The organism is Paenibacillus kribbensis (assembly GCF_001705305.1).
Lineage (GTDB): Bacteria > Bacillota > Bacilli > Paenibacillales > Paenibacillaceae > Paenibacillus > Paenibacillus kribbensis_B.
This window is the reverse complement of the sequence record NZ_MCBP01000005.1, coordinates 241,873-265,001: the sequence shown is the minus strand read 5'-3', so window position 1 is coordinate 265,001 and position 23,129 is coordinate 241,873. Positions and strand designations below refer to the sequence as shown.

19 protein-coding genes and 1 riboswitch are annotated in these 23,129 nt (G+C 48.0%); of the genes, 16 read left to right on the top strand and 3 right to left on the bottom strand.

Annotation, left to right across the window (positions count from 1 at the left end):
* Window positions 1-97: 97 nt before the first annotated feature.
* The 4 genes from BAZ21_RS12165 (at window position 98) to BAZ21_RS12150 (ending at window position 4,545) form a co-directional block, all read left to right on the top strand.
* Window positions 98-1,288, top strand: coding sequence for an NAD(P)/FAD-dependent oxidoreductase (locus tag BAZ21_RS12165; protein WP_068500564.1), 1,191 nt, complete (start codon window positions 98-100; stop codon window positions 1,286-1,288).
* 135 nt (window positions 1,289-1,423) lie between these two features.
* Complete coding sequence (locus BAZ21_RS12160; protein ID WP_068500560.1) at window positions 1,424-1,930, top strand: MarR family winged helix-turn-helix transcriptional regulator; 507 nt, start codon at window positions 1,424-1,426, stop codon at window positions 1,928-1,930.
* A gap of 114 nt (window positions 1,931-2,044) precedes the next feature.
* Window positions 2,045-3,382: an HlyD family secretion protein gene (locus BAZ21_RS12155; protein ID WP_068500557.1), complete on the top strand. Its 1,338-nt coding sequence runs from the start codon at window positions 2,045-2,047 to the stop codon at window positions 3,380-3,382.
* A complete protein-coding gene (locus BAZ21_RS12150; RefSeq protein WP_068500554.1) occupies window positions 3,379-4,545 on the top strand; it encodes an ABC transporter permease in 1,167 nt (388 codons plus the stop codon). The genes BAZ21_RS12155 and BAZ21_RS12150 overlap by 4 nt, the downstream gene beginning before the upstream one ends.
* A gap of 116 nt (window positions 4,546-4,661) precedes the next feature.
* Here the strand turns inward: BAZ21_RS12150 and hemQ are convergent, their stop codons facing one another.
* The gene (hemQ, locus tag BAZ21_RS12145) at window positions 4,662-5,441 is read right to left on the bottom strand and encodes a hydrogen peroxide-dependent heme synthase (RefSeq protein WP_068500552.1); all 780 of its coding nucleotides are present in this window, start codon (window positions 5,439-5,441) and stop codon (window positions 4,662-4,664) included.
* A 345-nt stretch (window positions 5,442-5,786) separates the two neighbouring features.
* Between hemQ and BAZ21_RS12140 the strand changes: the two genes are divergently transcribed.
* The 4 genes from BAZ21_RS12140 (at window position 5,787) to uvrC (ending at window position 11,100) form a co-directional block, all read left to right on the top strand.
* Window positions 5,787-7,307, top strand: coding sequence for a DnaD domain protein (locus BAZ21_RS12140; RefSeq protein WP_068500550.1), 1,521 nt, complete (start codon window positions 5,787-5,789; stop codon window positions 7,305-7,307).
* 260 nt (window positions 7,308-7,567) lie between these two features.
* On the top strand, window positions 7,568-8,515 hold the full coding sequence (dnaI, locus tag BAZ21_RS12135) for a primosomal protein DnaI (RefSeq protein ID WP_007431910.1): 948 nt from the start codon (window positions 7,568-7,570) through the stop codon (window positions 8,513-8,515).
* Window positions 8,516-8,640: 125 nt separating this feature from the next.
* Entirely contained in the window at window positions 8,641-8,958 is a 318-nt protein-coding gene (trxA, locus tag BAZ21_RS12130; RefSeq protein WP_007431909.1) for a thioredoxin, read from the top strand.
* A 165-nt stretch (window positions 8,959-9,123) separates the two neighbouring features.
* Window positions 9,124-11,100: an excinuclease ABC subunit UvrC gene (gene uvrC, locus BAZ21_RS12125; protein WP_068500547.1), complete on the top strand. Its 1,977-nt coding sequence runs from the start codon at window positions 9,124-9,126 to the stop codon at window positions 11,098-11,100.
* On the opposite strand, the gene BAZ21_RS12120 is transcribed toward uvrC, so the two are convergent.
* Window positions 11,069-12,799: a CPBP family intramembrane glutamic endopeptidase gene (locus BAZ21_RS12120; RefSeq protein ID WP_068500545.1), complete on the bottom strand. Its 1,731-nt coding sequence runs from the start codon at window positions 12,797-12,799 to the stop codon at window positions 11,069-11,071. The two genes, uvrC and BAZ21_RS12120, sit on opposite strands and share 32 nt — an antisense overlap.
* Window positions 12,800-13,060: 261 nt before the next feature.
* Window positions 13,061-13,209, top strand: a riboswitch (cyclic di-AMP (ydaO/yuaA leader).
* Between the two features lie 573 nt (window positions 13,210-13,782).
* Between BAZ21_RS12120 and BAZ21_RS12115 the strand changes: the two genes are divergently transcribed.
* Together BAZ21_RS12115 and BAZ21_RS12110 are read left to right on the top strand one after the other, a co-directional pair.
* Window positions 13,783-15,123, top strand: coding sequence for a TrkH family potassium uptake protein (locus BAZ21_RS12115; protein ID WP_068500542.1), 1,341 nt, complete (start codon window positions 13,783-13,785; stop codon window positions 15,121-15,123).
* Between the two features lie 18 nt (window positions 15,124-15,141).
* A complete protein-coding gene (locus BAZ21_RS12110; protein ID WP_068500539.1) occupies window positions 15,142-15,819 on the top strand; it encodes a potassium channel family protein in 678 nt (225 codons plus the stop codon).
* A 5-nt stretch (window positions 15,820-15,824) separates the two neighbouring features.
* Here BAZ21_RS12110 and BAZ21_RS12105 read toward each other — a convergent pair whose 3' ends face one another.
* Window positions 15,825-16,730, bottom strand: a complete 906-nt coding sequence (locus BAZ21_RS12105) for a LysR family transcriptional regulator (RefSeq protein ID WP_068500536.1) — start codon at window positions 16,728-16,730, stop codon at window positions 15,825-15,827.
* A gap of 228 nt (window positions 16,731-16,958) precedes the next feature.
* Here BAZ21_RS12105 and BAZ21_RS12100 point away from each other — a divergent pair, with 228 nt between their 5' ends.
* From BAZ21_RS12100 to BAZ21_RS12075, 6 genes are all read left to right on the top strand, one after another.
* The gene (locus BAZ21_RS12100) at window positions 16,959-17,633 is read left to right on the top strand and encodes a succinate dehydrogenase cytochrome b558 subunit (protein ID WP_068500533.1); all 675 of its coding nucleotides are present in this window, start codon (window positions 16,959-16,961) and stop codon (window positions 17,631-17,633) included.
* 105 nt (window positions 17,634-17,738) lie between these two features.
* Window positions 17,739-19,484: a succinate dehydrogenase flavoprotein subunit gene (gene sdhA / locus BAZ21_RS12095; protein ID WP_068500528.1), complete on the top strand. Its 1,746-nt coding sequence runs from the start codon at window positions 17,739-17,741 to the stop codon at window positions 19,482-19,484.
* A gap of 20 nt (window positions 19,485-19,504) precedes the next feature.
* The gene (gene sdhB, locus BAZ21_RS12090; RefSeq protein WP_010347871.1) at window positions 19,505-20,272 is read left to right on the top strand and encodes a succinate dehydrogenase iron-sulfur subunit; all 768 of its coding nucleotides are present in this window, start codon (window positions 19,505-19,507) and stop codon (window positions 20,270-20,272) included.
* 172 nt (window positions 20,273-20,444) lie between these two features.
* Window positions 20,445-21,254 carry an aminoglycoside N(3)-acetyltransferase gene (locus BAZ21_RS12085; protein WP_068500950.1) on the top strand — a complete coding sequence of 270 codons (810 nt, stop codon included), beginning with the start codon at window positions 20,445-20,447 and terminating at the stop codon, window positions 21,252-21,254.
* Between the two features lie 66 nt (window positions 21,255-21,320).
* Entirely contained in the window at window positions 21,321-22,265 is a 945-nt protein-coding gene (locus tag BAZ21_RS12080; RefSeq protein ID WP_068500525.1) for a metallophosphoesterase, read from the top strand.
* 104 nt (window positions 22,266-22,369) lie between these two features.
* Window positions 22,370-23,110, top strand: a complete 741-nt coding sequence (locus tag BAZ21_RS12075; RefSeq protein ID WP_068500522.1) for a metallophosphoesterase family protein — start codon at window positions 22,370-22,372, stop codon at window positions 23,108-23,110.
* The last annotated feature ends 19 nt before the right edge of the window (window positions 23,111-23,129 follow it).

Sequence of the window (23,129 nt, the reverse complement as noted above, 5' to 3'; positions counted from 1 at the left end):
AGCGATTAATATTTAGTGAACACTTCCTGCGTATAAATACCGTTTTAAGAGAAAAGATGTCAATATTTAATGATTATGTACCGGAAGGGGTAGGCATATGAGTATTATTCCCAAAATTGTGATTGTTGGAGCAGGCTATGGCGGTATATTGACGGCTCAGCAATTGCAAAAAGAGCTCAAGCACAATGAGGCGACCGTCACACTAATTAATCGACATGATTACCACTATATTACGACACATCTTCATATGCCAGCGGCAGGCACGGATACGATTGAACATTCACGGATTCCGATTGCGCAGCTGATCGATGAGTTCAAGGTCGATTTAGTCAAAGGAACAGTGAAGGAAATCATTCCAAAGGAGAAAAAAATCGTGCTGGAGGATGGTTCGTTGTCTTACGATTACCTGGTTATCGGGCTGGGTGGGGAGCCGGAAACATTCGGTATTCCAGGGATGGATAAGTTCGCACTGACAATCCGCAGTATTAACTCCGTTCGCCTGATTCGTGAGCATATTGAATACCAGTTGGCTCTCTACAAAAATGACGGTAAACCTGGCCGACTAAACTTTGTTGTAGGTGGCGCTGGATTCAGCGGCATCGAGTTCGTTGCAGAGCTGGCGGATCGCCTGTCACAGCTGGCTAAAGCTTATGACATTGATTTTAACCGGATTCAAATCATTAACGTCGAGGCGGCGCCTACGGCATTGCCGGGATTTGACCCTGAGCTGGTGGAATATGCAATGGATGTTCTTAAGCGCAAGGGGGTTAACTTCCGCATCGGTATTCCCATTAAGGAATGCCTGGAGGATGGCGTAATCGTGGGTGAGGGCGAGAAAATCGAAGCCTGCACGGTGGTCTGGACAGGAGGTATCCGTGGAAACGGATTGATTGAGAAGGCCGGATTCGAAGTGATGCGTGGCAGGGTGAAAATCGACGATTTTCTACGTGCGCCGGGTCACGATGACATTTTCATTATCGGGGACAGCTCCTTGATGTTTAATCCTGAAGGCCGACCTTATCCACCTACTGCGCAAATTGCGATGCAGCAAGGGGTGCTCTGTGCCAAGAATCTGACAGCCACCCTCCGCAAAAAGGAGCTGCACAAGTTCGTATTTTCCAATAAAGGGACCGTTGCTTCGCTTGGAAAAGGCGAGGCTGTCGCAGTGGTGGGCAAACGCAAAATAAAAGGCTGGATCGCAGCACAGCTGAAAAAAATCGTTGATCTCCGCTATCTGTTCATCATTGGCGGGATTCCGCTAGTACTGAAAAAGGGACGGTTTTTCTAAGGTAGAAAGGTTTCCATGACTTCTGTACAGGAGCTTGGAGACCTTTTTTAAGTAGAGGTAATCAAAAAAAGTATTGACTTATAACTATACGGCGGCGTATAGTTTGGTCACAAATTACAAAGGGGGACCTTCACGTTGAATTCTGATTTTAACATCAATGCTGATCCCAGGAAAATAAACTTATTGGCAGAAAAGTTTCCAGATATGGACTCCCAATCATTGAATACGTTAGTGCTTTTCGTACAGACAGCTCACGAGGTGTACAATGGAGTATCCTCCAGACTGTCCGAATACGGGCTATCCATCGGAAATCTGAAAATATTAATGCCTTTGTTTTTGTATGACCGTTCGTTAACTCCATCTGAACTAGCTGAGTTTTCAGGAGTCACACGTTCAACTGTAACTAGCCTAATTGACAAGTTGGAACGGGACGGAATTATCCGAAGAAGTACGCTGACGGATCGTCGTATGACCGCGATCTCCTTGACTAGTGAAGGAAAACAGTTAATGACGGAAAGAATCCCAGTGTTCATTCAGCTTTTTTCAGATTTGCTGAATGAATTTACGCAGGAAGATCATATTCTTTTTGCTACGTTATTACAGAAGTTTTCCTCAGGTCTTGAACGGATAAAACAGGAATGAAAAATTTCCTGGCTTAAATAGTTAGACATCGTACTATCAGACTTCTTATTTGTTTTTTGACTATTATTTTCAAACTATCATTTGCTAAACCATCATGAAGGAGAGTTTAATGCAATGAATAAAAAGATCATCGTGTACGTTCTACTGGTTGTCGCATTAGGTACTGGAGGTACGCTGATGGCAATGAGCGGTAAGGATGCTGTGAGTATGGCAGCCCAACATAAAAACACACTGCTTACCGCAGATACTGTAAATGTTGCTTTTCAGGGCGTAGGGGGAAGAGTGAACACCATTGAGGTAAAGGAGGAACAACAAGTGAAAAAAGGAGATGTGCTCATGACCCTTGATCCTGTGGACTTGGACCTGCAAATTGAGAAATTAAAAACAGATATCGCGCAGGCTGATGTGAAAATAAAGCAGGCCAAAGACGGATTGCAAAATCAGTCAGAGAAAATCTCGAATTCAGAAAAGCAGGGACAATTGGATATTCAGGCTGCGCAGACCGGAGAATCCTTATTAAACCAAGGTACACGTGCAGAGGACATTCAAAAACAAAAGCTGGCGATTGAAGCAGCACAACAATCGTTGGATGCAGCTCTGACAGGAGTGGAGACAGCCAAAACAAATGCGGAGATTGCACAAAAAACAGTAGCATCCAGGCAAGAGGCTCTTAACTTGGCCAAAGTGAATTACAACCGTGTCCAAGCGTTGTACGATGCCGGTGCCGGAACCAAAGCAGAACTGGATAATGCCAAAAATCAACTGGATAATGCCCAAATTGCGTTAGCTACGGCTAAGGATCAGGTTGAGATTGCGAACAATCAGATTACTGCCGCCAGCAAGCAAACTGACATTGCTCGAAATGGTATCGCCCAGCAGCAAACCGCTTTGGACAAAATGCAGGCAGGTGCAACCGCTGAGGAACGTCAGCAGGCTCGTATCAAAACAGAAAAGGCCAAGGAAGCCCTGAATCAAACCTCGCAAACGCGAAAAGATGTTAAGAATAGTGAATACAATGTAGATCTTCTGGCTCAACAAAAGCAGGCAATAAGCGTTCAACTCAAAACCTTGGAATTGCAGCGTGGACGTATGGTGCTGAAGGCATCTACAGACGGTAAAGTGTCCCGCATTGTACCCAAGATGGGAGAAATCGTTGCTACGGGGGCAACGGGCGTCGTTATTGAAACCAACCAGCTATACTACGATATTTATGTGGATGAGGATTCCATTTCGCAGTTTAAAGCAGGGGGAAATGTGACTTCGCATGTCGCTGCTTTAGACAAAGACATTCAGGGCAAGGTGAGATACATCACCTCTGCTCCGCAGTATACCAACATGAGAATGAGTCGGGATAAAGGTTTGTCGGATATAAGTTCCTTTCAAGTGCGGGTAGATGTCCCACGAACATCTGAATTATTACCTGGAATGACGATAGAGGTTGTGACGAAATGAAGGCGTTTATAGAAGAATGGAAGCTATTGGTCAGCGGCAGGATGGTGTTCGTACTGCTGCTTGTCCCGATTCTAGTGGCGGTAGTCTTCGGGTTTGTTTTCAAAAATAATCAGCTGAATGATGCATCTGTCGCTGTAGTCGATTTAGATCATAGTAATTATAGCCGACAGCTTATTAATAAATTGGATGCATCCCAGTATATTGACGTACGTTATGTACAAGAGAATGAAAGCGATCCGAATTTACTCCTATATAATGAAAAGTTTTTTGCAGTGATTTATCTTCCGGCAGGTCTGGAGGAAAATAGGCTTAAGGGAGTTCAGAGCAACATCGGCTTTTATGTAGATAACACGGTAGGTCAGGCCACAGGGAATCTGCGCTCGGCGGTCACAGAGATCATTGCCACGGAAAATGCAATACTGGCTGGTGGTGGACTAAAGGGCATGGGGATGAGTGACAGCCAGGTAACAGGACTTACTTCCAACATGCTACTCCAGCAGCGTCTGCTGTATAATCCCACCAATGCTACTTTAATGACCTCGGTTATGGGATTCATCAATACGGTCATGATTTCACTGATTGGTGCTTCTGCACTGACCATTGTCCCACGCTTGCGGGAGCAAGGCAGATTAAAAGAGGAGCTACAGCATTCGTACGGTTTGATTCTAAGGGTGCTACCGTATGCGTTAGTAGGATGTGTGTCCTTTTACTTGTCCATTGGTTTGCTTAAGCAGATCGGCGGACTCCGGTTTGAAGCGAATGTATGGCAGATCAGTATTCCGTTTCTACTGTACACGATTAGTCTAAGCTTGTTTGCGATGGCTTTGGGGTGGAATGCGGCGAATCCGGGAAAAGCTTCTCCGCGTCTCATGCTGATTATATTGCCTTCGTTCTTGCTTAGCGGTGCTCAATTGCCAGTAGCTATGCTGCCCACATCGCTGCAATATGTTAGTAATATTCTTCCTTTGACCTGGCATTTCAAGTTTTTGAGAGGACTGGGGTTTAAAGGGGGAAGTCTAAAATATTTTATTCCTGAGCTTGGCGGCTTTTTGATCTTGTTAAGTGGTCTGTTGCTTCTTATTTTTATTCAAATCGCATTGGAGAAAAGAAAGCTGGCGAAAAGCGAGGATACATCTGTAGTGGTGGAGCCTGTGCTACAATAAGGGGGCTCCTTCTCTTTTTTTGGACTTTGAGGCTATAAAAAAAGGATTCCGTGCTCCGAAGCGGTAGTTCACGGAATCCTTGATTGTATGTTGCGATTAGTGCTGACGTTTGTGCTTTACAGCTTCAGCATGTCTTCGAATGTTTCTTCGTTCAACACGCTGCCGACATAGAAGGAGCCGAATTCACCGTAACGGGCACTCACTTCGTCAAAACGCATTTCGTAGATTAGCTTCTTGAATTGCAGGGCGTCGTCGGAGAACAGTGTAACGCCCCATTCCCAATCGTCAAAGCCTACGGAACCGGAAATGATCTGCTTCACTTTGCCGGCATAGCTGCGTCCGATCAAACCGTGGCTGCGCATCAGGGTACGACGCTCGTCCATCGAAAGCATGTACCAGTTGTCGTCCAGATCACGTTTTTTGTTCATCGGATAGAAACAAATATAACGAGCCTTGTTCAAAACAGGTTTCAAGCGAGCGACGATTTGCGGATTTTGCATTGGATCTTCATCATTGCTCAAATAGTTGCTCAGCTCCACCACGCTCACATAAGAGTAGGTTTTAGTTGTATATTTGGCGAAGGTTGTTTTGTTAAAATCATTTTCCATCTTATTGAGGTCTTCCAGCGTTTCACGCAGGTGCAGCATAACGAAATCGGCCTTTTGTCCAACGATCGTATAGACAGCAGAGCTACCCAGACCCGCTTCCTCGGTAACGCTCCATTCCTTCATAAATTCTTGAAGCTCGTCCAACGCTCCGGCGCGCTCCTCATCGTCTGCCGTTTTCCATGCCGTCCAGTTGATGGACCGAAAATCGTGAAGCGCATACCAGCCTTCCAGTGTGGAGGCTACTTCGTTGGGTGTTGCTGGGGGTTGTTGAGGTTGATGTTGATTCACGATCTACACTCCTTTGCAATCTGTAAATGATAATCGGCACTGCCGAAATGATGTGTACTTCAATAGGTCTTCCTGTATGCAATCCGTGATGCTTAACCATTATATTGTAGCTCAAAGTAAAGCTTTTCACCAATGAAAGAAGTGTGAAGAATTTTATTTTTGCCGTGATGCAGGTCACAAAGTCATAAAATAGTTAGTATTCGCGAAAAAAGGAGAACACAGACGAATACGGCTGCCAAAATGGAGAACAATTGCCCTTATTTTGTTCGTCCCAGCAGAGGGCAAGTATGATAGAATAGAAAAACATCTTGGAAACCGTTATGTCAGGAAAGGAAGAATGTTGGGATGCGGATGAAAAACCTGCTGCACTATACTGAGAACCACCGCTACTGCGTTTATCGGGAGTTTGGCTTGAGCGCACTGGATGAATTGATGCTGGGAAGCGTCTATCAGCCGATGGTAGGTGCATTTGCGGTCAGTCTATATCGACTGTTGTTCCAGCATGTGCCAGCCGGACAGATTGGTTATTCGCCTCTGGAACAGCAGCGTCGACTTTTTCTGACACTGGGACTGGAGCCGAGTGAGAAGGGACGCAAGTATTTGATTGAGCAGACCTCCAAGCTGGAGGCTGTCGGTCTGTTGCAGACGTCCAGGCTGTATGCACCGGAAACGGACGACTATATGTATGAATATGAGATGCAGCCGCCGCTCGCACCTGCCGAATTTTTCAGAACGCAGCACCTCACCCTTTTGCTCAGAGACAAAATCGGCAAGTTTGCAGTGCTTTCTCTGAGAGAGTCGCTGTGGAGCAGGGAATCTAGCGAATGGTCGCAATCTTCCTATAATAAAGAGAATATTTCGGTTCCGTTTTATGAGCTGTTTGAGCTGAACACCCATGTTATAGATTATGAGCTGGAGCAGGCGCTGTCCGAAGTGTCCACAGGCCGTCAGACTGGGGCATTAACGTCAGAGTCGGAGGAAGCGCTGAACTATGCTGACATCATTCTCCGTTTTCCGCGTGAATCCGTCAATCGCAAGCACGTGGAGCGTCTGCGTTTTGAGCATGAGCAGTTAGGCATGGTGAATTACGTTGTCCGCAAATTTGGTCTATCTGTACAGGACATCAGCCGATTGCTGGATGAGGACGGTATTTTTACCGAAGCAGGCGATTTGCTGCTCGACGAGCTTCAGCTTCGCGCTAGCCAGCAATCCAGACAGGAGCGGAAGCGTCAGGAGGAACAGCAGGTGCAGGCCGCCAAGGTGGTCGCTTTACGTCAGAGGGAAGCTTCCCCTCCTGAAGAGCCACCCGTAGAGCAGGCGGTAGAAATGGAATTTTATGTAGAGGTGCCACCACAGTTCACAGCCAAATGTGACATTCACCAATATAATATGATGTTGCGTAACGAGCCTTATCGCCGATTGCTGCAAACCTTTTTCCCCGGCACGGTTCCCGGTAACCTGCTGGATATATTCGAAAAAATTGATATCAGCTATAAGCTGCCCGGTGAAGTCATCAATGTGCTCATTCATTATTTGATGTCTCTGCTCGTGTCGGGGAGTGATCAACGGATCAACCGCAATTTTGTCGAGGCCGTTGCTTCCAATATGCTGCTAAAGCAGGTAAATACTTATGAAAAGGCCGTTCAATATATACGGGATCAAGCCAAGGTAAAGGGAAAACAGTCCGCTGCTTCTTCTTCCGGCGGTGGCCGCTCCCGCTCGTATGGCAAAAATAGTGGCTCTGCCAAGCCATCCATTCCGATCGTACAGGACCAGCCTTCCGAGGATTCCGTATCCGAGGAAGAACTGGACGAACTGCTACGCCTGGCCGAGCGTATGCAATCGGGTAAACAGAAAAAGGTGTAGCGGTTATTTTGATATTTAGGTTTTATAAAATTATTAAGCAAAGCCAATTCAATAATGTGTCGACTTTATGGCGGTCGGCAGCGGAGCGGATGGAATCGTTCTGGAGAAGCGATAGCGTTCGCCTTTGCCACCGGATTTTTACCTTTAAATTTCTATTACGATAGAAAAAATCTGGTGGCAACAGCGATCGTAAGAATGATCCATCAGCGAAGCGTCTCTCCCCCCATAACTCTGCACATTTTAGAAAGGAGGAGTGTTTCTTGGAATCACTGGGCGATTTGCTACAGCAGATGCAGAACCCTTCGTTCCGCCAGCGCACGCGCAATGTGGCCGATCAGGTACTTAATGATCCGCTGGTGCAGGAATTTTGCACTGCGCATCCTGATGTGGACGAAGCGCAATTGCGGCTCAATATGAGCATGCTTTTTCAGTATGCCCGGGATCGTCGAAATTGTGACAATTGCCCGGGGCTGGAACGGTGTCCTAACGATTTTCAGGGCCACTTTTGCAAGTTGGGTGTGGAATATCCGAATGGAACAGCGGAAATCGTGGACATTCGGACCCCGTGCGCCAAGCTGGTTGCTGCCCAACATGAACAACGGGTGCGTCAGCGAATTAAAAGCTTTTATGTGGATGAGCGCGCGCTGCTGGAAGGATATAATGCCGTTGAAATTGCGCGCAAGGACTTGCAACGGGTGCCTGCAGTTAATCAGGTATTCCGCTATATTGAAGAAACCAAAAGTCAGGGCTTGTTAAAAAAAGGACTGTATCTGGAAGGTACTTTTGGTACGGGAAAAACCTTTTTAATGGGATACTTACTGCACGAGCTGGCCTTGTATGGGCTGAACGGTGTGATCGTGTATATGCCTGATTTTGTAGAGGACTTAAAGTCCATGATTCAGGATGGGCAAAAATTAAAGGAAACGACCGAAATGCTAAAAAATTGTGACCTGCTCGTATTTGACGATATTGGGGCCGAAAATTTAAGCCCCTGGGTACGGGATCATGTGATGGGCTCTATTTTGAATTACCGAATGAACCGCAAGCCCACCTTTTATACCTCCAATTACACGTTAGAAGGGCTGGAGAAGCATCTCAGCTTTACGAGCAAGGATGGGGAGGAAATGTACAAGGGACAACGTTTGATGGACCGGATTCGTCCTTTTGTTGATATCATTACCGTAAAGGGGAAAAACCAGCGGGGGTAAAGAGGCATCCGTCTGCTATTTTGATATCTTACAATTAAAAAACTATTGTGATATAATTAATAGGTGTCGAAAAAGACATTACAGGTTATAATAATCTTGACTTTTCTATAAAGGAGGAACATACAATGGCAATTGTTAACGTGTCCGATCAATCCTTCAACGCAGAAGTCGAAGGCACAGGAACCGTTTTGGTTGATTTTTGGGCGCCATGGTGCGGTCCTTGCAAAATGATCGCTCCAATTCTGGAGGATCTGTCCACAGAGGTGGGCGACAGCGTCAAAATCGCGAAAGTGAACGTGGATGAAAACCCAGAGTCCGCTTCTCGTTTCGGCGTTATGAGCATTCCTACTCTGATCGTCTTCAAAGACGGACAGCCTGTTGATAAAGTGGTAGGTTTGAACTCGAAAGAAGCGCTGAAAAACATGCTTACCAAACACCAATAATCATTGCATGTGACCCATGCTCCTGCGGGGGTCTGGGGATCGGCCGTGAATGGTCAATGCCTCCGGTTGTATATACCGGGGGCGTTTTTTGCGTATTATTCCTGTATAATTATATTGATATCGTAGTTAAGCAGTCATTTAAGGATGGAAGGGGGAACCGGGCGGATGAAATCTTTTACGGAGGACTTGCACGATCAGGAGAAGGCGCTGGAGAACATACGGCATAAATTAGCGTTACTGCCGGATGCATCGGGTTGTTATCTGATGAAGAATGGAGAAGGCACCATCATTTATGTCGGCAAGGCCAAAGTGTTGAAAAACCGGGTCCGTTCCTATTTTACAGGCAGCCATAATGGCAAGACGCAGCGACTGGTTGCCGATATTCGTGATTTTGAATATATCGTAACAGCCAGTAATATGGAGGCGCTCATTCTGGAGTGTAACCTGATCAAAAAATATCAGCCGCGCTATAATGTGCTGTTGAAGGATGATAAAACCTTTCCGTATTTGAAAATTACGAACGAGGCCCACCCCAAGCTGGAGGTGACCCGGCGCGTTCTCAAAGATAAAGCAAAATATTTTGGGCCTTATCCCAACTCCTACGCGGCACATCAGACGAAGAAGCTGCTGGATCGCATGTATCCGTTACGCAAATGCGGTGTGATGCCCAAGGAAGTATGCCTGTATTATCACATGCATCAATGTCTGGGACCCTGTGTAAAAGAAGTTGATCAGGAAACGTATGACCAGATTGGTCAGGAGATCGCTTCTTTTTTGAGCGGGGGACATGAGGAAATTAAAAAAGATCTCCAGCGTAAAATGCAGGAGGCCGCAGAGGAGCTGTACTTTGAGCGTGCCAAGGAGCTGCGGGATCAGATTATCAGTATTGACGCCATGATGGAAAAGCAGAAAATCACAACCTCTGATGCCAAGGATCGAGATGTGTTCGGGTTTTCGGTAGACAAGGGCTGGATGTGTGTGCAGATCCTATATGTTCGCAAGGGTAAAATGATCGAGCGGCATATGTCGACTTTTCCTTTCTACGGCGAGGCTTACAGCGATTTTATGTCCTATGTGACGCAATATTACAGTGACAACCCGGCAGTACCACAGGAAATTTTGCTGCCGGATACACCCAAGCTGGTAAAGCAGACGGATCAGGATGCGCAAAATGCAGAATATTCTGCAGAGCGTCCTGCCGGTGCATTGCTGGTGGCTGAGGAACGAGCTTCTTATGCGGAGGCAGATCCAGAAACAGAAGCCCAGCTCTCCGGCGGGCTGGAGGAACCGGCTACGGCAGCCCTTGCTCTGGCTGAATGGCTGGATGTAAAAGTGTTTGTACCACAGCGTGGTCTGAAAAAACAAATGACCGAGATGGCGACGGAAAATGCCCGTGTCGCTTTGGATGAGAAGTTTAAGCTGATCGAACGGGACGAGGAGCGGACATCCAAGGCTGCGAGCAATCTGGGGCGTGCGATAGGACTGGATCGGTTGCATCGGGTGGAGGCATTTGATAACTCCAACATACAAGGTTCTGACCCTGTATCAGCCATGATTGTGTTCATTGACGGCAAGCCTGCCAAAAAAGAGTATCGGAAATATAAAATCCGTTCTGTGCAGGGGCCGGATGACTATGAAACGATGCGTGAGGTTATTCGGCGTCGATATGAGCGTGTGCTGAAGGAAGATCTGGAGCGCCCTGATCTGATTGTTGTCGATGGCGGACGTGGGCAAATTAAGGCGGCGGCTGATGTACTGGAAAATGAGCTGGGTTTATTCATTCCGGTGTGTGGTCTCGTGAAGGATGCCAAACACAGAACTTCCCAGCTACTGGTGGGAGAATCCAATGAGGCTGTGAAATTGGCTCGCAATAGCGAAGAATTTTATCTGCTGCAACGGATTCAGGATGAGGTTCACCGTTTTGCGATTACATTCCACCGGGAGCAACGCGGCAAGTCCATGATAACGTCCCGTTTGGACTCTATTCCGGGCATTGGCGAGAAGCGGCGCAAGCTGCTGCTTAAGCATTTTGGGTCCCTTAAAAAAATAAGAGAGGCCAGCGTCGAAGACTTCCGGCCTCTCTCTATTGGTGATAAGCTTGCGCGGCAAATTATAGCTGCCCTTCGGGAGGAGGAGTCGTAGTATACGGCTCCTCTTTTTTTAGGGGCTCAAACATGATACGATTAGGCTTTTTGGGACTAAACCAGTAAATCACGTAACCTACAATGGCCGGGAGTAAAATCCAGAACAAACCTGCGCTCAGGTTCACGGTATCTCCCAAACTCATCACACTAAAGCCCATGAGAATGCTGTCAAAAATAACGTGGCTGAACATGGCAGCGATAAAGCCGTAACGCAGGAACACAAAGCTGAACAGCAATCCGAGGAAGGTCAGCTCAATAGGTCTGGAAATCACCGGATAGATCGGATACAGTGTATGCCCCAGTGCCCATATGAGCGTGGTGATCAGGCAAGCGACAAAAGTGTTCCTCACTATTTTTTTGACCATTGGAATACCGAACAGACGGTATACGGCCTCCTCTCCAATACCAGCCATCCAGGCCATAATGGGCAATAACCATGGATAAGCCATATTGTAAGGAGATTGCGTGGCATCTGTTGTGGAGAACGTATTGAAGGTACGTTCCAGCACAAAGAACAAAATGGATTGGACTCCAAGTAAAATAAAGGCCCACAGGTAACCAACATACATACTGTGAAGCACATACAGCCCGTAGCCCGGCTCTTTGGCACGTGGCCATGTATTCAGTCCAATCTGACGCATAAGCCCGTCACCGCCGACCAGGGAGAAGTAGAGTGCTACGGTCATAGCGAAGGAAACACCAACCTGGAAAACCATGAGAAATATAAGCATTCCCCGGCTGCCTGCTTCTGCTTGCAGTAAAGGCAGCATGTTCAAGGTCCCTGCCATAGTAGCAACAAAATACACAACGGACAAAACAATGCCGCGTACAAAGGAAGTGTGGCGTCGTGTGAGAGACGCGTAGACAATCGCGAGTACGGCCAATACGAAGGTAAACAAGGCATAGCCTGCATAGGTCATCCAGTTGGCCCAGTAGGTTTGCTTTTTGACATAATCGGTATAGGACGATGGGGCAGAAAAGCTCTGTGTAAACGAGCGAACATCCCCGTCTTCAAAAGTAAACGCCAGTGTAAGTACCGAGGAGCCGATTTGTTTTCCGTCCACGGTATACTTTAATCCACCCTCCCCTTCGTTGGTCACGAGCTTCAAGTCCGAAGGCTTAAAGCCAAAGCGTTTGACCCATACGGCCGCTGCCTGCTCTTTTGCTTCAAGCGTCATGTCGCCCTCAGCCGCACGAACAAGCCTGCTGCGTGCTTGCTCATCCGTAGAAATATCGGCTTGTGCGTAATTGGTACTGGAGGTCATTCGTTTAAAGCTAACGACTTTGCCGGTCGATAAATCTACATGAATTTGCAATTTCTCCTTCGTGGAAGGGTCTGGGAGATCGACCCGAAAAGTTTCGTAAGGGTAGCTTTTTTTCCATGTACGATCGTACTGTGGAAGCAGTTTTTCTCTGGATAAATAACCGTACAAATCCGTTTCAGCCTGATAGGTGACGACAGGCATTTCTGGCGGTGATTCAGTATAGCCCAGCTCGGAGCGAGCGAAGTCTAATGCGTTGTTAACCGCTTCTTGTTTGGTGATTGTCGCTGTGTTCATCAATGATTCTGAACTTGGATTGCTAAGCGAGGGAATCAGCAATTGAAAGATAAAAAAGCAAATCAGGCCAATCCCGCCCAACAAGCCTAATCTTTTGAAGTTGGCCGAGAGCACGACCGGGTTCCCGATACGGTTCATGAGTTTCCTCCTTAATCTGTAAATAAGTGCATCCATTAAAGATATCATACTGCACAGGTTCCCGCCAACACAGCTGTGATATTCATGAAAATGGAGTGAAAGCATCCTAAAGTTTCAATAAAATAAGATAAACTGCGATTAAACGCTGCCTATTCGCAAAATAAAGCCAAATTAACGTTTTTTCGACGAAATCGGTTTTGTGATCTGGATACAGAAGGATTATAATCTTGAGGCAATGCCTATAAAATCAATAGGTAGCGCTATACATTTGAGCCGAATTTCCATAGGAAAACGGGGGAACCATGTTACTGGGGTGAATTTTACAGCCGGTCTCGCACCGGACGTGTGAATAGGGCATACTGTGCTGCCCGAATCCGTCAGCTAACCTCGTAGGCTGTGACAGGGACCCAGTCAGGCACTCGGTTTTCCGGTGTCTTTTTTTGTGTGTATAAAAGTGTGAGTAAAAGTTTGCTGAGTTAAGGACGCTACGCGTTCCATTTGATCTTCCGATCGCTGTTGACTTTGAATTTTATTGGATTAGATAAACCCTGATAAGGTTAAAATTCAAAGTCAGTTTATGCTTACGAAGCGAGCTTTCCTGCGGAAAGCTTTCAGGCGAGCGCTACCGCTTCTCCAGATTCAAATGGACCGCTGCGCTGCTGCCCGCCTTAAAGTCATCAAACGTTTCATAAGGTAGTGAGTATTGAAAGGCAAAAGTATCCTGCTTTGCGGATACTTTTCTGTTTTCTCTAAAAGAAACGGACGAAAGAAACTGAAAAGAGATTGGTGATTTTATGGGCTGGCAGTAGCGGAGGGGGCAGAATTGTTCTGGAGAAGCGACAGCGTTTGCCTTTATCACTGGATTTTAACCTTTAAAGGGGTTATACAATCAAAAAATCCGGGGATAACAGCAATCGGAGGAATAATCTGCACCCGAAGCGGTCTCCATGCTCATAATTCATCAAGTAGGAGAAGTGATGATCATGAACCCCAATGCCGGCTGGCTTCGGCTTTCTCCACCGCGGATATTTGTTGCGGGCTTTGCCGCTATCATACTTATAGGTAGTTTATTGTTAATGCTGCCGATTTCCAATACAACGGGGAAGCCGCTTGCGTTTATAGACGCTTTGTTTACAGCGGCTTCCGCGACCTGTGTCACAGGGCTTGTCGTTAAGGACACGGGAACTTTTTTTACAACCTTTGGTCAGGTGGTGATCGCTGCGCTCATTCAGGTCGGCGGTCTCGGTTTTATGACCATGGCCACCCTGATCGCGCTGGTGTTCAAGCGTCGCATCTCCTTGCGGGAGCGCCTTATTTTGCAGGAGGCGATGAATCAGACCTCTGTAGAGGGGATCGTCGGCTTGATCCGTAAGGTGTTATTGTATTCACTGATCATTGAGGGCGTGTGCGCTACGATATTTGCGGTTCGCTGGTCCTTTGATATGCCTGTAGGCAGGGCAATTTATTTTGGAATCTGGCATGCGATCTCCATGTTTAACAATGCTGGTTTCGATTTATTCGGTCACTTTCGCAGCCTGACAGGTTATGTATATGATCCCGTCGTTAATTTTACCGCTATGTTTTTGATTATCTCGGGAGGCATCGGCTTTGTGGTGATGTCGGATCTGGCAGAATATCGCAAACGCCAGAGACTGACCTTGCATACCAAGGTGGTACTTAGCATGACGGCTGCACTGATTGTAGTCGGAACCCTTGTTATCTTTGTTTTCGAGTTTACGAATCCGCGAACCTTAGGCTCGCTCGATTGGGGAGGCAAGCTGCTGGGATCTTTATTCCAGTCGGTAACCCCTCGTACCGCTGGTGCTAATACGCTGGACATCGCAAGCCTGCGGCAGGCCACGCAGTTTTTTATCATTATACTGATGTTCATAGGGGCTTCCCCTGGCTCCACGGGAGGCGGGATTAAGACGACCACGTTCGCGCTGCTCGTTGGAGCGGTGTTTTCCATGCTGCGAGGTCGGGAAGACATTGTATTGTTCAAGTATCGGCTTGCGCAAGCACGAATTTACAAGGCTTTGACCATTACTCTGTTGGGACTGTTGTTCGTGATCGGAGTAACAATGATTTTGTCTGCCACCGAAGATCATCATTTTCTGATGATTTTGTTCGAAACGGTGTCTGCCTTTGGAACGGTCGGATTGTCGATGGGGCTTACACCTGATTTGACAGTTGTCGGCAAGCTGGTGATTACCCTGACGATGTTTGCAGGTAGACTCGGGCCGCTCACGCTGGCTTATGCACTAGGCCCCAAAAAGGGTAAGGAATTATATCGGCATCCGGAAGGCAAAATGATTATAGGATAGGGGAGTTTTCGAGTAGATATGAAAACGCAGCAGTTTGTAGTTATTGGCTTGGGACGGTTTGGCTCAAGCCTGGCTTTGCAATTGGTGGATATGGGATGCGAGGTACTTGGCATCGACCGGAATGAGGACGTTGCAGACAGTATGAGTGAGCTGCTGACGCATACTGTTGTTGCGGATGCTACCGATGAGGATTCGTTGCGGTCACTAGGTATCCGTAATTTCGATTGCGGTATTGTTGCTATTGGGGATGACATTCAGGTAAGCATTCTAACCGCCATTTTGCTGAAAGAGCTGGGTGTAAAAAAAGTCGTAGCCAAAGCGATATCTGTGCTGCACGGACGGGCATTGGAAAAGCTCGGTGTGGACCGTGTCATTTATCCTGAACGGGATATGGGAATACGGGTGGCCCATCAACTGGTTACGCCTAATTTGCTCGACTATTTGGAGCTATCCAAAGAATACAGCATTGTGGAGCTAAATGTACCTGCATGTCTCAATGGCAAAACGTTATCAGAGCTGAATGCCCGTACCCGCTTTGGCTGTAGTATCGTGGCGCTTCATACGGCGAACGGTATTCTCATTGTACCAACGGCTATGGATCGGCTAAAAGCGGACGATATTATGGTCATCATCGGTTCTAATGACAATATCGCCCGCTTTGAGGATGAGGTCGTTAACGTCAATGAAGAAGGCTAACCCTCTTATACCATACGATAGCCGGCAAACGACGCGCGTGTCTCGCTAATCCAGCTTCGCGCTGTCGAGCTGAGATCTGCCGCCTCTGAATAAATGAGAGACGTCGTTCGGCGTGTCTCCTTCAAGTCCGGCAAGTACAGCGCAGTGAGTCCATTATCCCGCAGCAGTTCGCTGCGCAAATAGGATTTGGGCAGTAACGCAGAAGCCTTACAGGTTGGAAGCAAGCGAACAATGGCCTCGAAGGAGTCGATTTCCATACGGATATCGGGCATGATGCCGCTGCGCTGGAACAAATCATCTATCAAGCTGCGATACCAGGTTCCTTTGGAGAAAATAATCATCGGCAAACCCTGCAGGTCTTTCATCGAGGCCGTTCCTGTTTTGGCCGTTAATTCATGTCCTATCGGAACGACCAGCTCCAAATGATCGTCAAATAGTGGAATGCAACGCAGTCCGGCCTCATGAATGGCAGACCCGACAACACCGGCGTCTGCTTTTTTGTCGCGTACAAAAGCGACGATTTCATGGGTTTTGCCTGTGAGTAACTTCAGCTCGGTTTGGGGATGCTTGCTCATGAAAGCTTCGACGAGGGTGGGCAGCGTTGTTTGGAGTGTCGTGAGACTTGCGCCCAGGGTGAGCATGCTTTGGGCTTCGTTTTTGTGCCGGGACAGCTTTTGCAAAAAGCGGAGCTGTCGTTGCCGTTGCTCCAGCGCGAAGGTATATACAAATCGTCCGGTTGACGTAATTTCGAGCCGTTTGCCCCGTCGATCAAAGAGATGCACACCCAATTCTTCCTCCAGCTTGGCGATTTTACGGGACAGGGCGGGCTGGGACAGATTAAGCAGTTTGGAGGCTTTATTCAGGCTGGATTGCTCGACAATGACGGCAAAGGCGTTCAAATCCTCAAACATATCATTCACTTCCTCTCTATATGCAAAAAAGACATAATAATTAATACGTATATTGCAATTCCATTATAAGCCGAAAAGGAGTAACATAAAAGCGACACAAGATGTTCACACTTTTGATTTTCCTTATAAGGGACACCTTGTTGGACATTTCCTGTCGGGAACTGTCATTCTATATGTTATATTTCTACTATTGAAAACGCTATTATTGGAGAAGGGAGCATTACCTAGATGAAAGGATTCTATTCCAGAAAGCTGCATTCGCTTCTTGGCGTCATCCCGCTGGCTCTTTTTTTTGTTGAGCATTTGGTGACGAACTTCACTGCAGTGGAGGGAGGCAAGGAAGGATTCAATCGCAGTGTGGCCTTCCTGAATGGTTTGCCGCTGGTGATTGTACTTGAAACGTTATTCATCTACTTGCCATTATTGTTCCACGGAATTTATGGCTTGTATATTGCTTATCAGGCTGATCCGAATGTCAAAAATTTTGGCTATTCGCGTAACTGGCGCTTTCTGTTCCAGCGTATTACCGGCGTCATTACGTTCGTGTTCATTATCTGGCACGTGTTCGATACACGTATTCAGGTGGCTCTGGGTAATGTAACACATGAGGAGCTGGGCGGTGTAATGCACGGCATTGTAACGAACCCAGTCTATTTTATTCTGTATTTAATCAGCGTTGTTTCGGCATCCTTTCACTTTGCTAACGGGCTATGGGCATTTATGGTCAGTTGGGGCATCACCGTGGGACCACGTGCGCAAAAGGTATCCTCCTATATTTGCATGACCCTGTTCGTGGTGGTATCCCTCGGTTTTATCGCTTCCCTGTTGGCATTCCGCAGCGCGGAATTCCAGGAAACGGCTACCGCTTTGATACAAAGCAGCGCTATTCAACAGCTACTGTAAAAAATGAATTTACACTATACATCGTTTGTATTACATCATTTGCAGATTCTATTTCCAATCGTAAAGGGATTTGGCTAAAATCCTGAAAACAAGGAGTGAGCAGAAATGGCAGCATCCAACATTATTGTCGTGGGCGGCGGTCTGGCGGGTCTGATGGCTACGATCAAGGCGGCAGAGGCAGGAGTCCACGTTCATTTATTTTCTTTGGTTCCGGTCAAAAGATCCCACTCCGTTTGTGCTCAAGGCGGCATCAACGGGGCAGTAAATACCAAGGGCGAGGGAGACTCACCCTGGATTCATTTTGATGATTCGGTCTATGGCGGGGATTTTCTGGCCAACCAGCCTCCGGTAAAAGCAATGTGCGAAGCGGCTCCGGGGATTATCCATCTCATGGACCGTATGGGTGTCATGTTTAACCGGACACCGGAAGGATTGCTGGATTTTCGTCGCTTTGGCGGTACCCAGCATCATCGGACAGCCTTTGCTGGAGCGACGACAGGTCAGCAGCTCCTGTATGCCTTGGATGAGCAAGTACGGCGCTGGGAATCCGATGGCTTGGTAACCAAATATGAAAACTGGGAGTTTTTACAGGCGGTACTGGATGATGAAGGTATCTGTCGAGGTATTTGTGCGCAGGATTTGCGCACGATGGAAGTGAAAACTTTTGCGGCGGATGCCGTTATTTTGGCCTCGGGTGGTCCTGGCATTATTTTCGGTAAAACCACAAATTCTGTGATTAATACCGGTACGGCTGCCGGTGCGGTATATCAGCAGGGTGTACGCTATGCGAACGGTGAGTTTATCCAGATTCATCCGACGGCTATACCGGGGGATGACAAGCTACGTCTTATGTCTGAGTCGGCACGGGGTGAGGGCGGTCGTATTTGGACGTACAAGGACGGCAAGCCGTGGTATTTCCTCGAGGAAAAATATCCGGCTTACGGAAATCTGGTTCCACGCGATATTGCGACACGTGAAATATTCAGCGTATGCGTCGATGAAGGACTTGGCATTAATGGCGAGAATATGGTCTACCTCGATCTGTCTCACAAGGACCCGAAAGAGCTGGACGTGAAGCTGGGCGGTATTATTGAAATTTATGAAAAATTCGTGGGTGACGATCCGCGTAAAATCCCGATGAAAATTTTCCCGGCTGTGCATTATTCAATGGGTGGCATGTGGGTCGATTACAATCAGATGACGAATATACCGGGGCTGTTTGCCGCCGGGGAATGTGAATTCCAGTATCACGGAGCCAACCGTTTGGGTGCGAACTCGTTGTTGTCAGCTATTTACGGCGGGATGGTGGCTGGACCGAAGGCTGTGGAATACATCAAGGGCTTAAAAAAATCCACCCAGGATGTAGCTTCCTCCGTGTTCGACGCAGCGGTAAATCAGCAGACGGAGAAGTACGAGCGTATTTTGCATATGAACGGAAAAGAAAATGCTTATGTTCTTCACAAAGAGCTGGGCGAGTGGATGACGAACAATATGACTGTCGTTCGTTATAACGACAAGCTGGAAGCTACGATCCACAAGATCAAAGAGCTGAAGGAGCGTTATGCCAACATCAACATCAATGATGCTTCGCGCTGGAACAATGCGGGTGCGGCGTTTACACGTCAGTTGTGGAATATGATGGAGCTGGCTGAAGCGATGACCAAGGGGGCGCTGCTGCGCAATGAAAGCCGCGGAGCCCACTATAAGCCGGACTTCCCGGATCGTAACGATGAGGAATTCCTGAAAACAACGATTGCGGACTGGACACCGGAAGGACCCCAAATTTCATATGAAGACGTGGATGTTTCGCTGATCAAGCCGCGTATTCGAGATTATTCCAAGAACAAATAATAGAAGGGAGTGTATTTTAGATGTCGGAGCAAGCAGTGAAATCGAATAAAACAGTGAAGTTCGTTGTGACCCGTCAGAATGAACCGAATGCCAGTCCATATACGGAAGAATTCGAATTACCCTATCGCCCGGGCATGAATGTGATTAGCGCGCTGATGGAAATTCAGCGCAACCCGGTAGACAGCCATGGTAAAGAGACTGCCCCGGTATGCTGGGAGTCGAACTGTCTGGAGGAAGTATGCGGAGCCTGCTCGATGGTGATTAACGGCAAGCCGCGTCAGGCCTGTGCTGCGCTTGTTGATAAGCTGGAGCAGCCGATTACGATTGCACCGATGAGCACATTCCCGGTTGTGCGGGATTTGATCATCGACCGCAGCCGGATGTTTAACGCACTCAAGAAGGTCAAAGCATGGATTCCGATTGACGGCACCTACGATCTGGGCCCTGGCCCCAGAATGGCGGAGAAAAAGCGTCAATGGGCGTATGAACTGTCCAAGTGCATGACCTGCGGGGTTTGCCTGGAGGCCTGCCCAAATGTCAACGAGAAGACAACGTTCATTGGACCTGCGGCGATATCTCAGGTTCGCCTGTTTAACAGCCACCCGACAGGGGAAATGAATCAGGAGGAGCGGCTGGATGCATTGATGACGGACGACGGGCTGGAGGGCTGTGGTAATTCGCAAAACTGCGTACGTTCTTGCCCGAAAGGCATTCCGTTGACAACCTCCATTGCCGAAATGAACAAGCAAACGACCAAGCATATGTTCAAGCGTTGGTTGACTGTATAGCGCGAGCCAGCAAAGATGTCATCAAAACCAAAACAGGCTTTTTCCAATCGGAGAAAGCCTGTTTTTTGCGTTCATAAGAGATGGAGGGGAGCATGAGGGAGGAGAGTAATATAGCACTTATGGTATAATTATGGTATTGTGTATCGTTTTTGGAGAAAAGGAGGCTGGGCAGGTGACTGTGCAAACGATAACGAATCGACCTGTTACCAGGTCGGATGTAATGAAGGGCTTACAGGAGCTGGGAGTTCGGAACGGCATGAAGCTGCTTGTTCACTCTTCGATGCGCAGCTTCGGGCGCTTTGTTCCAGGCGGGGCCTCCGCCATTCTTGCGGCATTAACGGAAGCGATTGGCCCGGAAGGGACGCTGGTCATGCCGACACAGTCTCATGACTTGACTGATCCGTCGACCTGGATGAACCCGCCTCTGGATGAGTCGTGGTGGGAGCTTGTGCGTGAGGAAATGCCCGCTTATGATCCGGCCTGGACGCTGACCGGGGGGATGGGTGTTATTGTAGAAACATTCCGTGGTCTGCCGGGAACAGAGCGCAGCGAGCATCCGCACGTTTCCCTGGCGGCGCGTGGACCTGCCGCTTCGGAATTGCTGTCAGATCATCAGCTCGACTTTGGGCTGGGTGAGTACTCACCGCTGGGGAAGCTGTACGAGGCTGATGCTTACGTCCTGCTGCTGGGCTGCGGACATGACAGCAATACGTCTTTGCATTTAGCGGAATATCGAGCAGCGTATAACGGACGTGAAAAAATCACGCATCAAGCTCCTATGATGGTGGATGGAGCCAAAGTGTGGGTTACTTTTGAGGACTTTAATATTACCTCAGATGATTTTGAGCAGCTGGGGTATGATTTTGAACGGGATTGCCCTACGTGCTTTACGCGGGTCAACATCGGAGAGGCTTCATGCTTTTTAGCGAGGCAACGCGATTTGGTAGACTATGCGGTACCGTGGTTGTCCACTAATCGTTAGAGTTTCGAGGGAAGTAAGAATTACAGAATAGTGAGCTAGAGGAATAAATAGCAAGGGGACACGCATATGGAGAAAACGCCGCAAACCCGCCGCGAGAGTCAGGATGGTCCGTACAATGAGGCCGCAACCCCTCCCGGTTCTTCGCGGCGTCCCACTTCAAATGAGCCGGCCAATCCTTCCCGCCGCCGTTTTTTGAAAAAAGCGGCTTTAGCCACAGCGGGAACCGCGCTTTTGGCTGGAGGATACGCTTCCTTATGGGAGCCTAATCATTTGGAGATTACACGCTTCACCTTGTCTCTGCCCCGCCTGCCGGCTGCTTTTGACGGTATCAGGGTTGTACATTTCAGTGATGTACATTTGGGTTTTCATATGGATGAGCAGGATCTGCGCGATCTTGCGGACCGGATTGCCGGACTGGAGCCGGATTTGCTCTGTTTTACAGGTGATATTGTGGATGACTATGCAATATCCATGAAGGCTGCTGTTCCGGTTATGGCTTCCATGCACGCGACTCTTGGTAAATTCGCCATTTTGGGCAATCATGATTATAGAGGCTTGCCAGCCGGAGTACAGGAATTATACCCGAAGACCGGATTTACGCTGCTGAGGAACGAACATGTGATTGTGGAGCGCTCGGGACAGCGTGTGGCGATGGTTGGTTTAGAGGATAACATCATGGGAAAACCTAATCCACGGCGTGCCATTCATGGACTCCCCGCTGAAATGTGCAAGCTGCTGCTGATGCATGAGCCGGATTATGCGGATGTGGCGGCGCGAATGTCCTTTGACCTTCAACTGTCGGGGCATACGCATGGAGGACAGGTGCGTTTGCCTGTCATCGGAGCAGCGATGCCGCCTCCGGGTGGACGCAAGTACATTCAGGGATTGTTTCATGTAGGGGCGGACCGGATGCCGCTTTATGTCAGCAGAGGGGTTGGCATGACCAAGCTGCCGATTCGTGTGCTGTGCAGACCAGAGCTTAGTGTCATTACGCTAAAATCTGGTCAATAGGCCATTATATTTTTTATCTTCACCAGTATATGCTTGGAGCTGCACAAGGAAGGCTTGAATATAGTAAAGGATGTAGCTGTTTCGGACAAAGGAGTGAGGCTCAGATGGAGCGTATTGCTGTCATTTCGGATATTCATGGCAATTGGCCTGCCTGTGAGGCGGTGCTGGAGGATATTGCTTCCCGAGGCATTGGCCGTGTGTTTTGTTTGGGGGATCTGATCGGCAAAGGGCCTAGTCCGTGTGAGGTTCTGGATGCAGTCCGTCAACATTGTGAAGTTGTCGTGCGGGGAAATTGGGATGAACTGGTCAGCATTACCAATGATCTCAATTTTAGCTGGCAAGCCGAGCGCTTGGGTACAGAACGAGTACAGTATTTGGCACAGTTACCGTTTCATTATGATTTCAGGATGAGCGGTCGTCGTATCCGTCTGGTCCATGCTTCGCCCCAAAGCGTGTATCACCGTGTGCAGCCTTGGGATGAGCCGGAAAAAAGATTAGCCATGTTTGACCCGTTGGCTGAGGAGAATGGAAGAGATGCTTTTGCCCCGGATGTGGTGGGCTATGGAGATGTACATAATGCCTTTATTCAGCATTTCCAGGGGAAGACGCTATTTAATGTCGGGAGTGTCGGGAATCCGCTGGATGTCACCCAGGCTTCGTACTGTATTCTGGAAGGAAACCTGGGAGAAGAACAAGCTACCCCTTTTTCCATTCATTTTGTACGCGTACCTTACGATATAGAGCTGGCGGTCAAGCAAGCGGAGGAAGCCGATGTCCCTTCGTTGTCGTATTATATTCGTGAGTTGCGCACAGGCATTTATCGGGGAATTCAGGACCTGGATTAAGTGTGGAGAACATTCATTC

Coding starts and splice junctions, on each gene's coding strand:
- BAZ21_RS12165 (WP_068500564.1), top strand. CDS start 98: ATGAGTATTATTCCCAAAATTGTGATTGTTGGAGCAGGCTATGGCGGT.
- BAZ21_RS12155 (WP_068500557.1), top strand. CDS start 2,045: ATGAATAAAAAGATCATCGTGTACGTTCTACTGGTTGTCGCATTAGGT.
- BAZ21_RS12150 (WP_068500554.1), top strand. CDS start 3,379: ATGAAGGCGTTTATAGAAGAATGGAAGCTATTGGTCAGCGGCAGGATG.
- BAZ21_RS12140 (WP_068500550.1), top strand. CDS start 5,787: ATGCGGATGAAAAACCTGCTGCACTATACTGAGAACCACCGCTACTGC.
- trxA (WP_007431909.1), top strand. CDS start 8,641: ATGGCAATTGTTAACGTGTCCGATCAATCCTTCAACGCAGAAGTCGAA.
- uvrC (WP_068500547.1), top strand. CDS start 9,124: ATGAAATCTTTTACGGAGGACTTGCACGATCAGGAGAAGGCGCTGGAG.
- BAZ21_RS12120 (WP_068500545.1), bottom strand. CDS start 12,799: ATGAACCGTATCGGGAACCCGGTCGTGCTCTCGGCCAACTTCAAAAGA.
- BAZ21_RS12115 (WP_068500542.1), top strand. CDS start 13,783: ATGAACCCCAATGCCGGCTGGCTTCGGCTTTCTCCACCGCGGATATTT.
- BAZ21_RS12110 (WP_068500539.1), top strand. CDS start 15,142: ATGAAAACGCAGCAGTTTGTAGTTATTGGCTTGGGACGGTTTGGCTCA.
- BAZ21_RS12105 (WP_068500536.1), bottom strand. CDS start 16,730: ATGTTTGAGGATTTGAACGCCTTTGCCGTCATTGTCGAGCAATCCAGC.
- BAZ21_RS12100 (WP_068500533.1), top strand. CDS start 16,959: ATGAAAGGATTCTATTCCAGAAAGCTGCATTCGCTTCTTGGCGTCATC.
- sdhA (WP_068500528.1), top strand. CDS start 17,739: ATGGCAGCATCCAACATTATTGTCGTGGGCGGCGGTCTGGCGGGTCTG.
- sdhB (WP_010347871.1), top strand. CDS start 19,505: ATGTCGGAGCAAGCAGTGAAATCGAATAAAACAGTGAAGTTCGTTGTG.
- BAZ21_RS12080 (WP_068500525.1), top strand. CDS start 21,321: ATGGAGAAAACGCCGCAAACCCGCCGCGAGAGTCAGGATGGTCCGTAC.
- BAZ21_RS12075 (WP_068500522.1), top strand. CDS start 22,370: ATGGAGCGTATTGCTGTCATTTCGGATATTCATGGCAATTGGCCTGCC.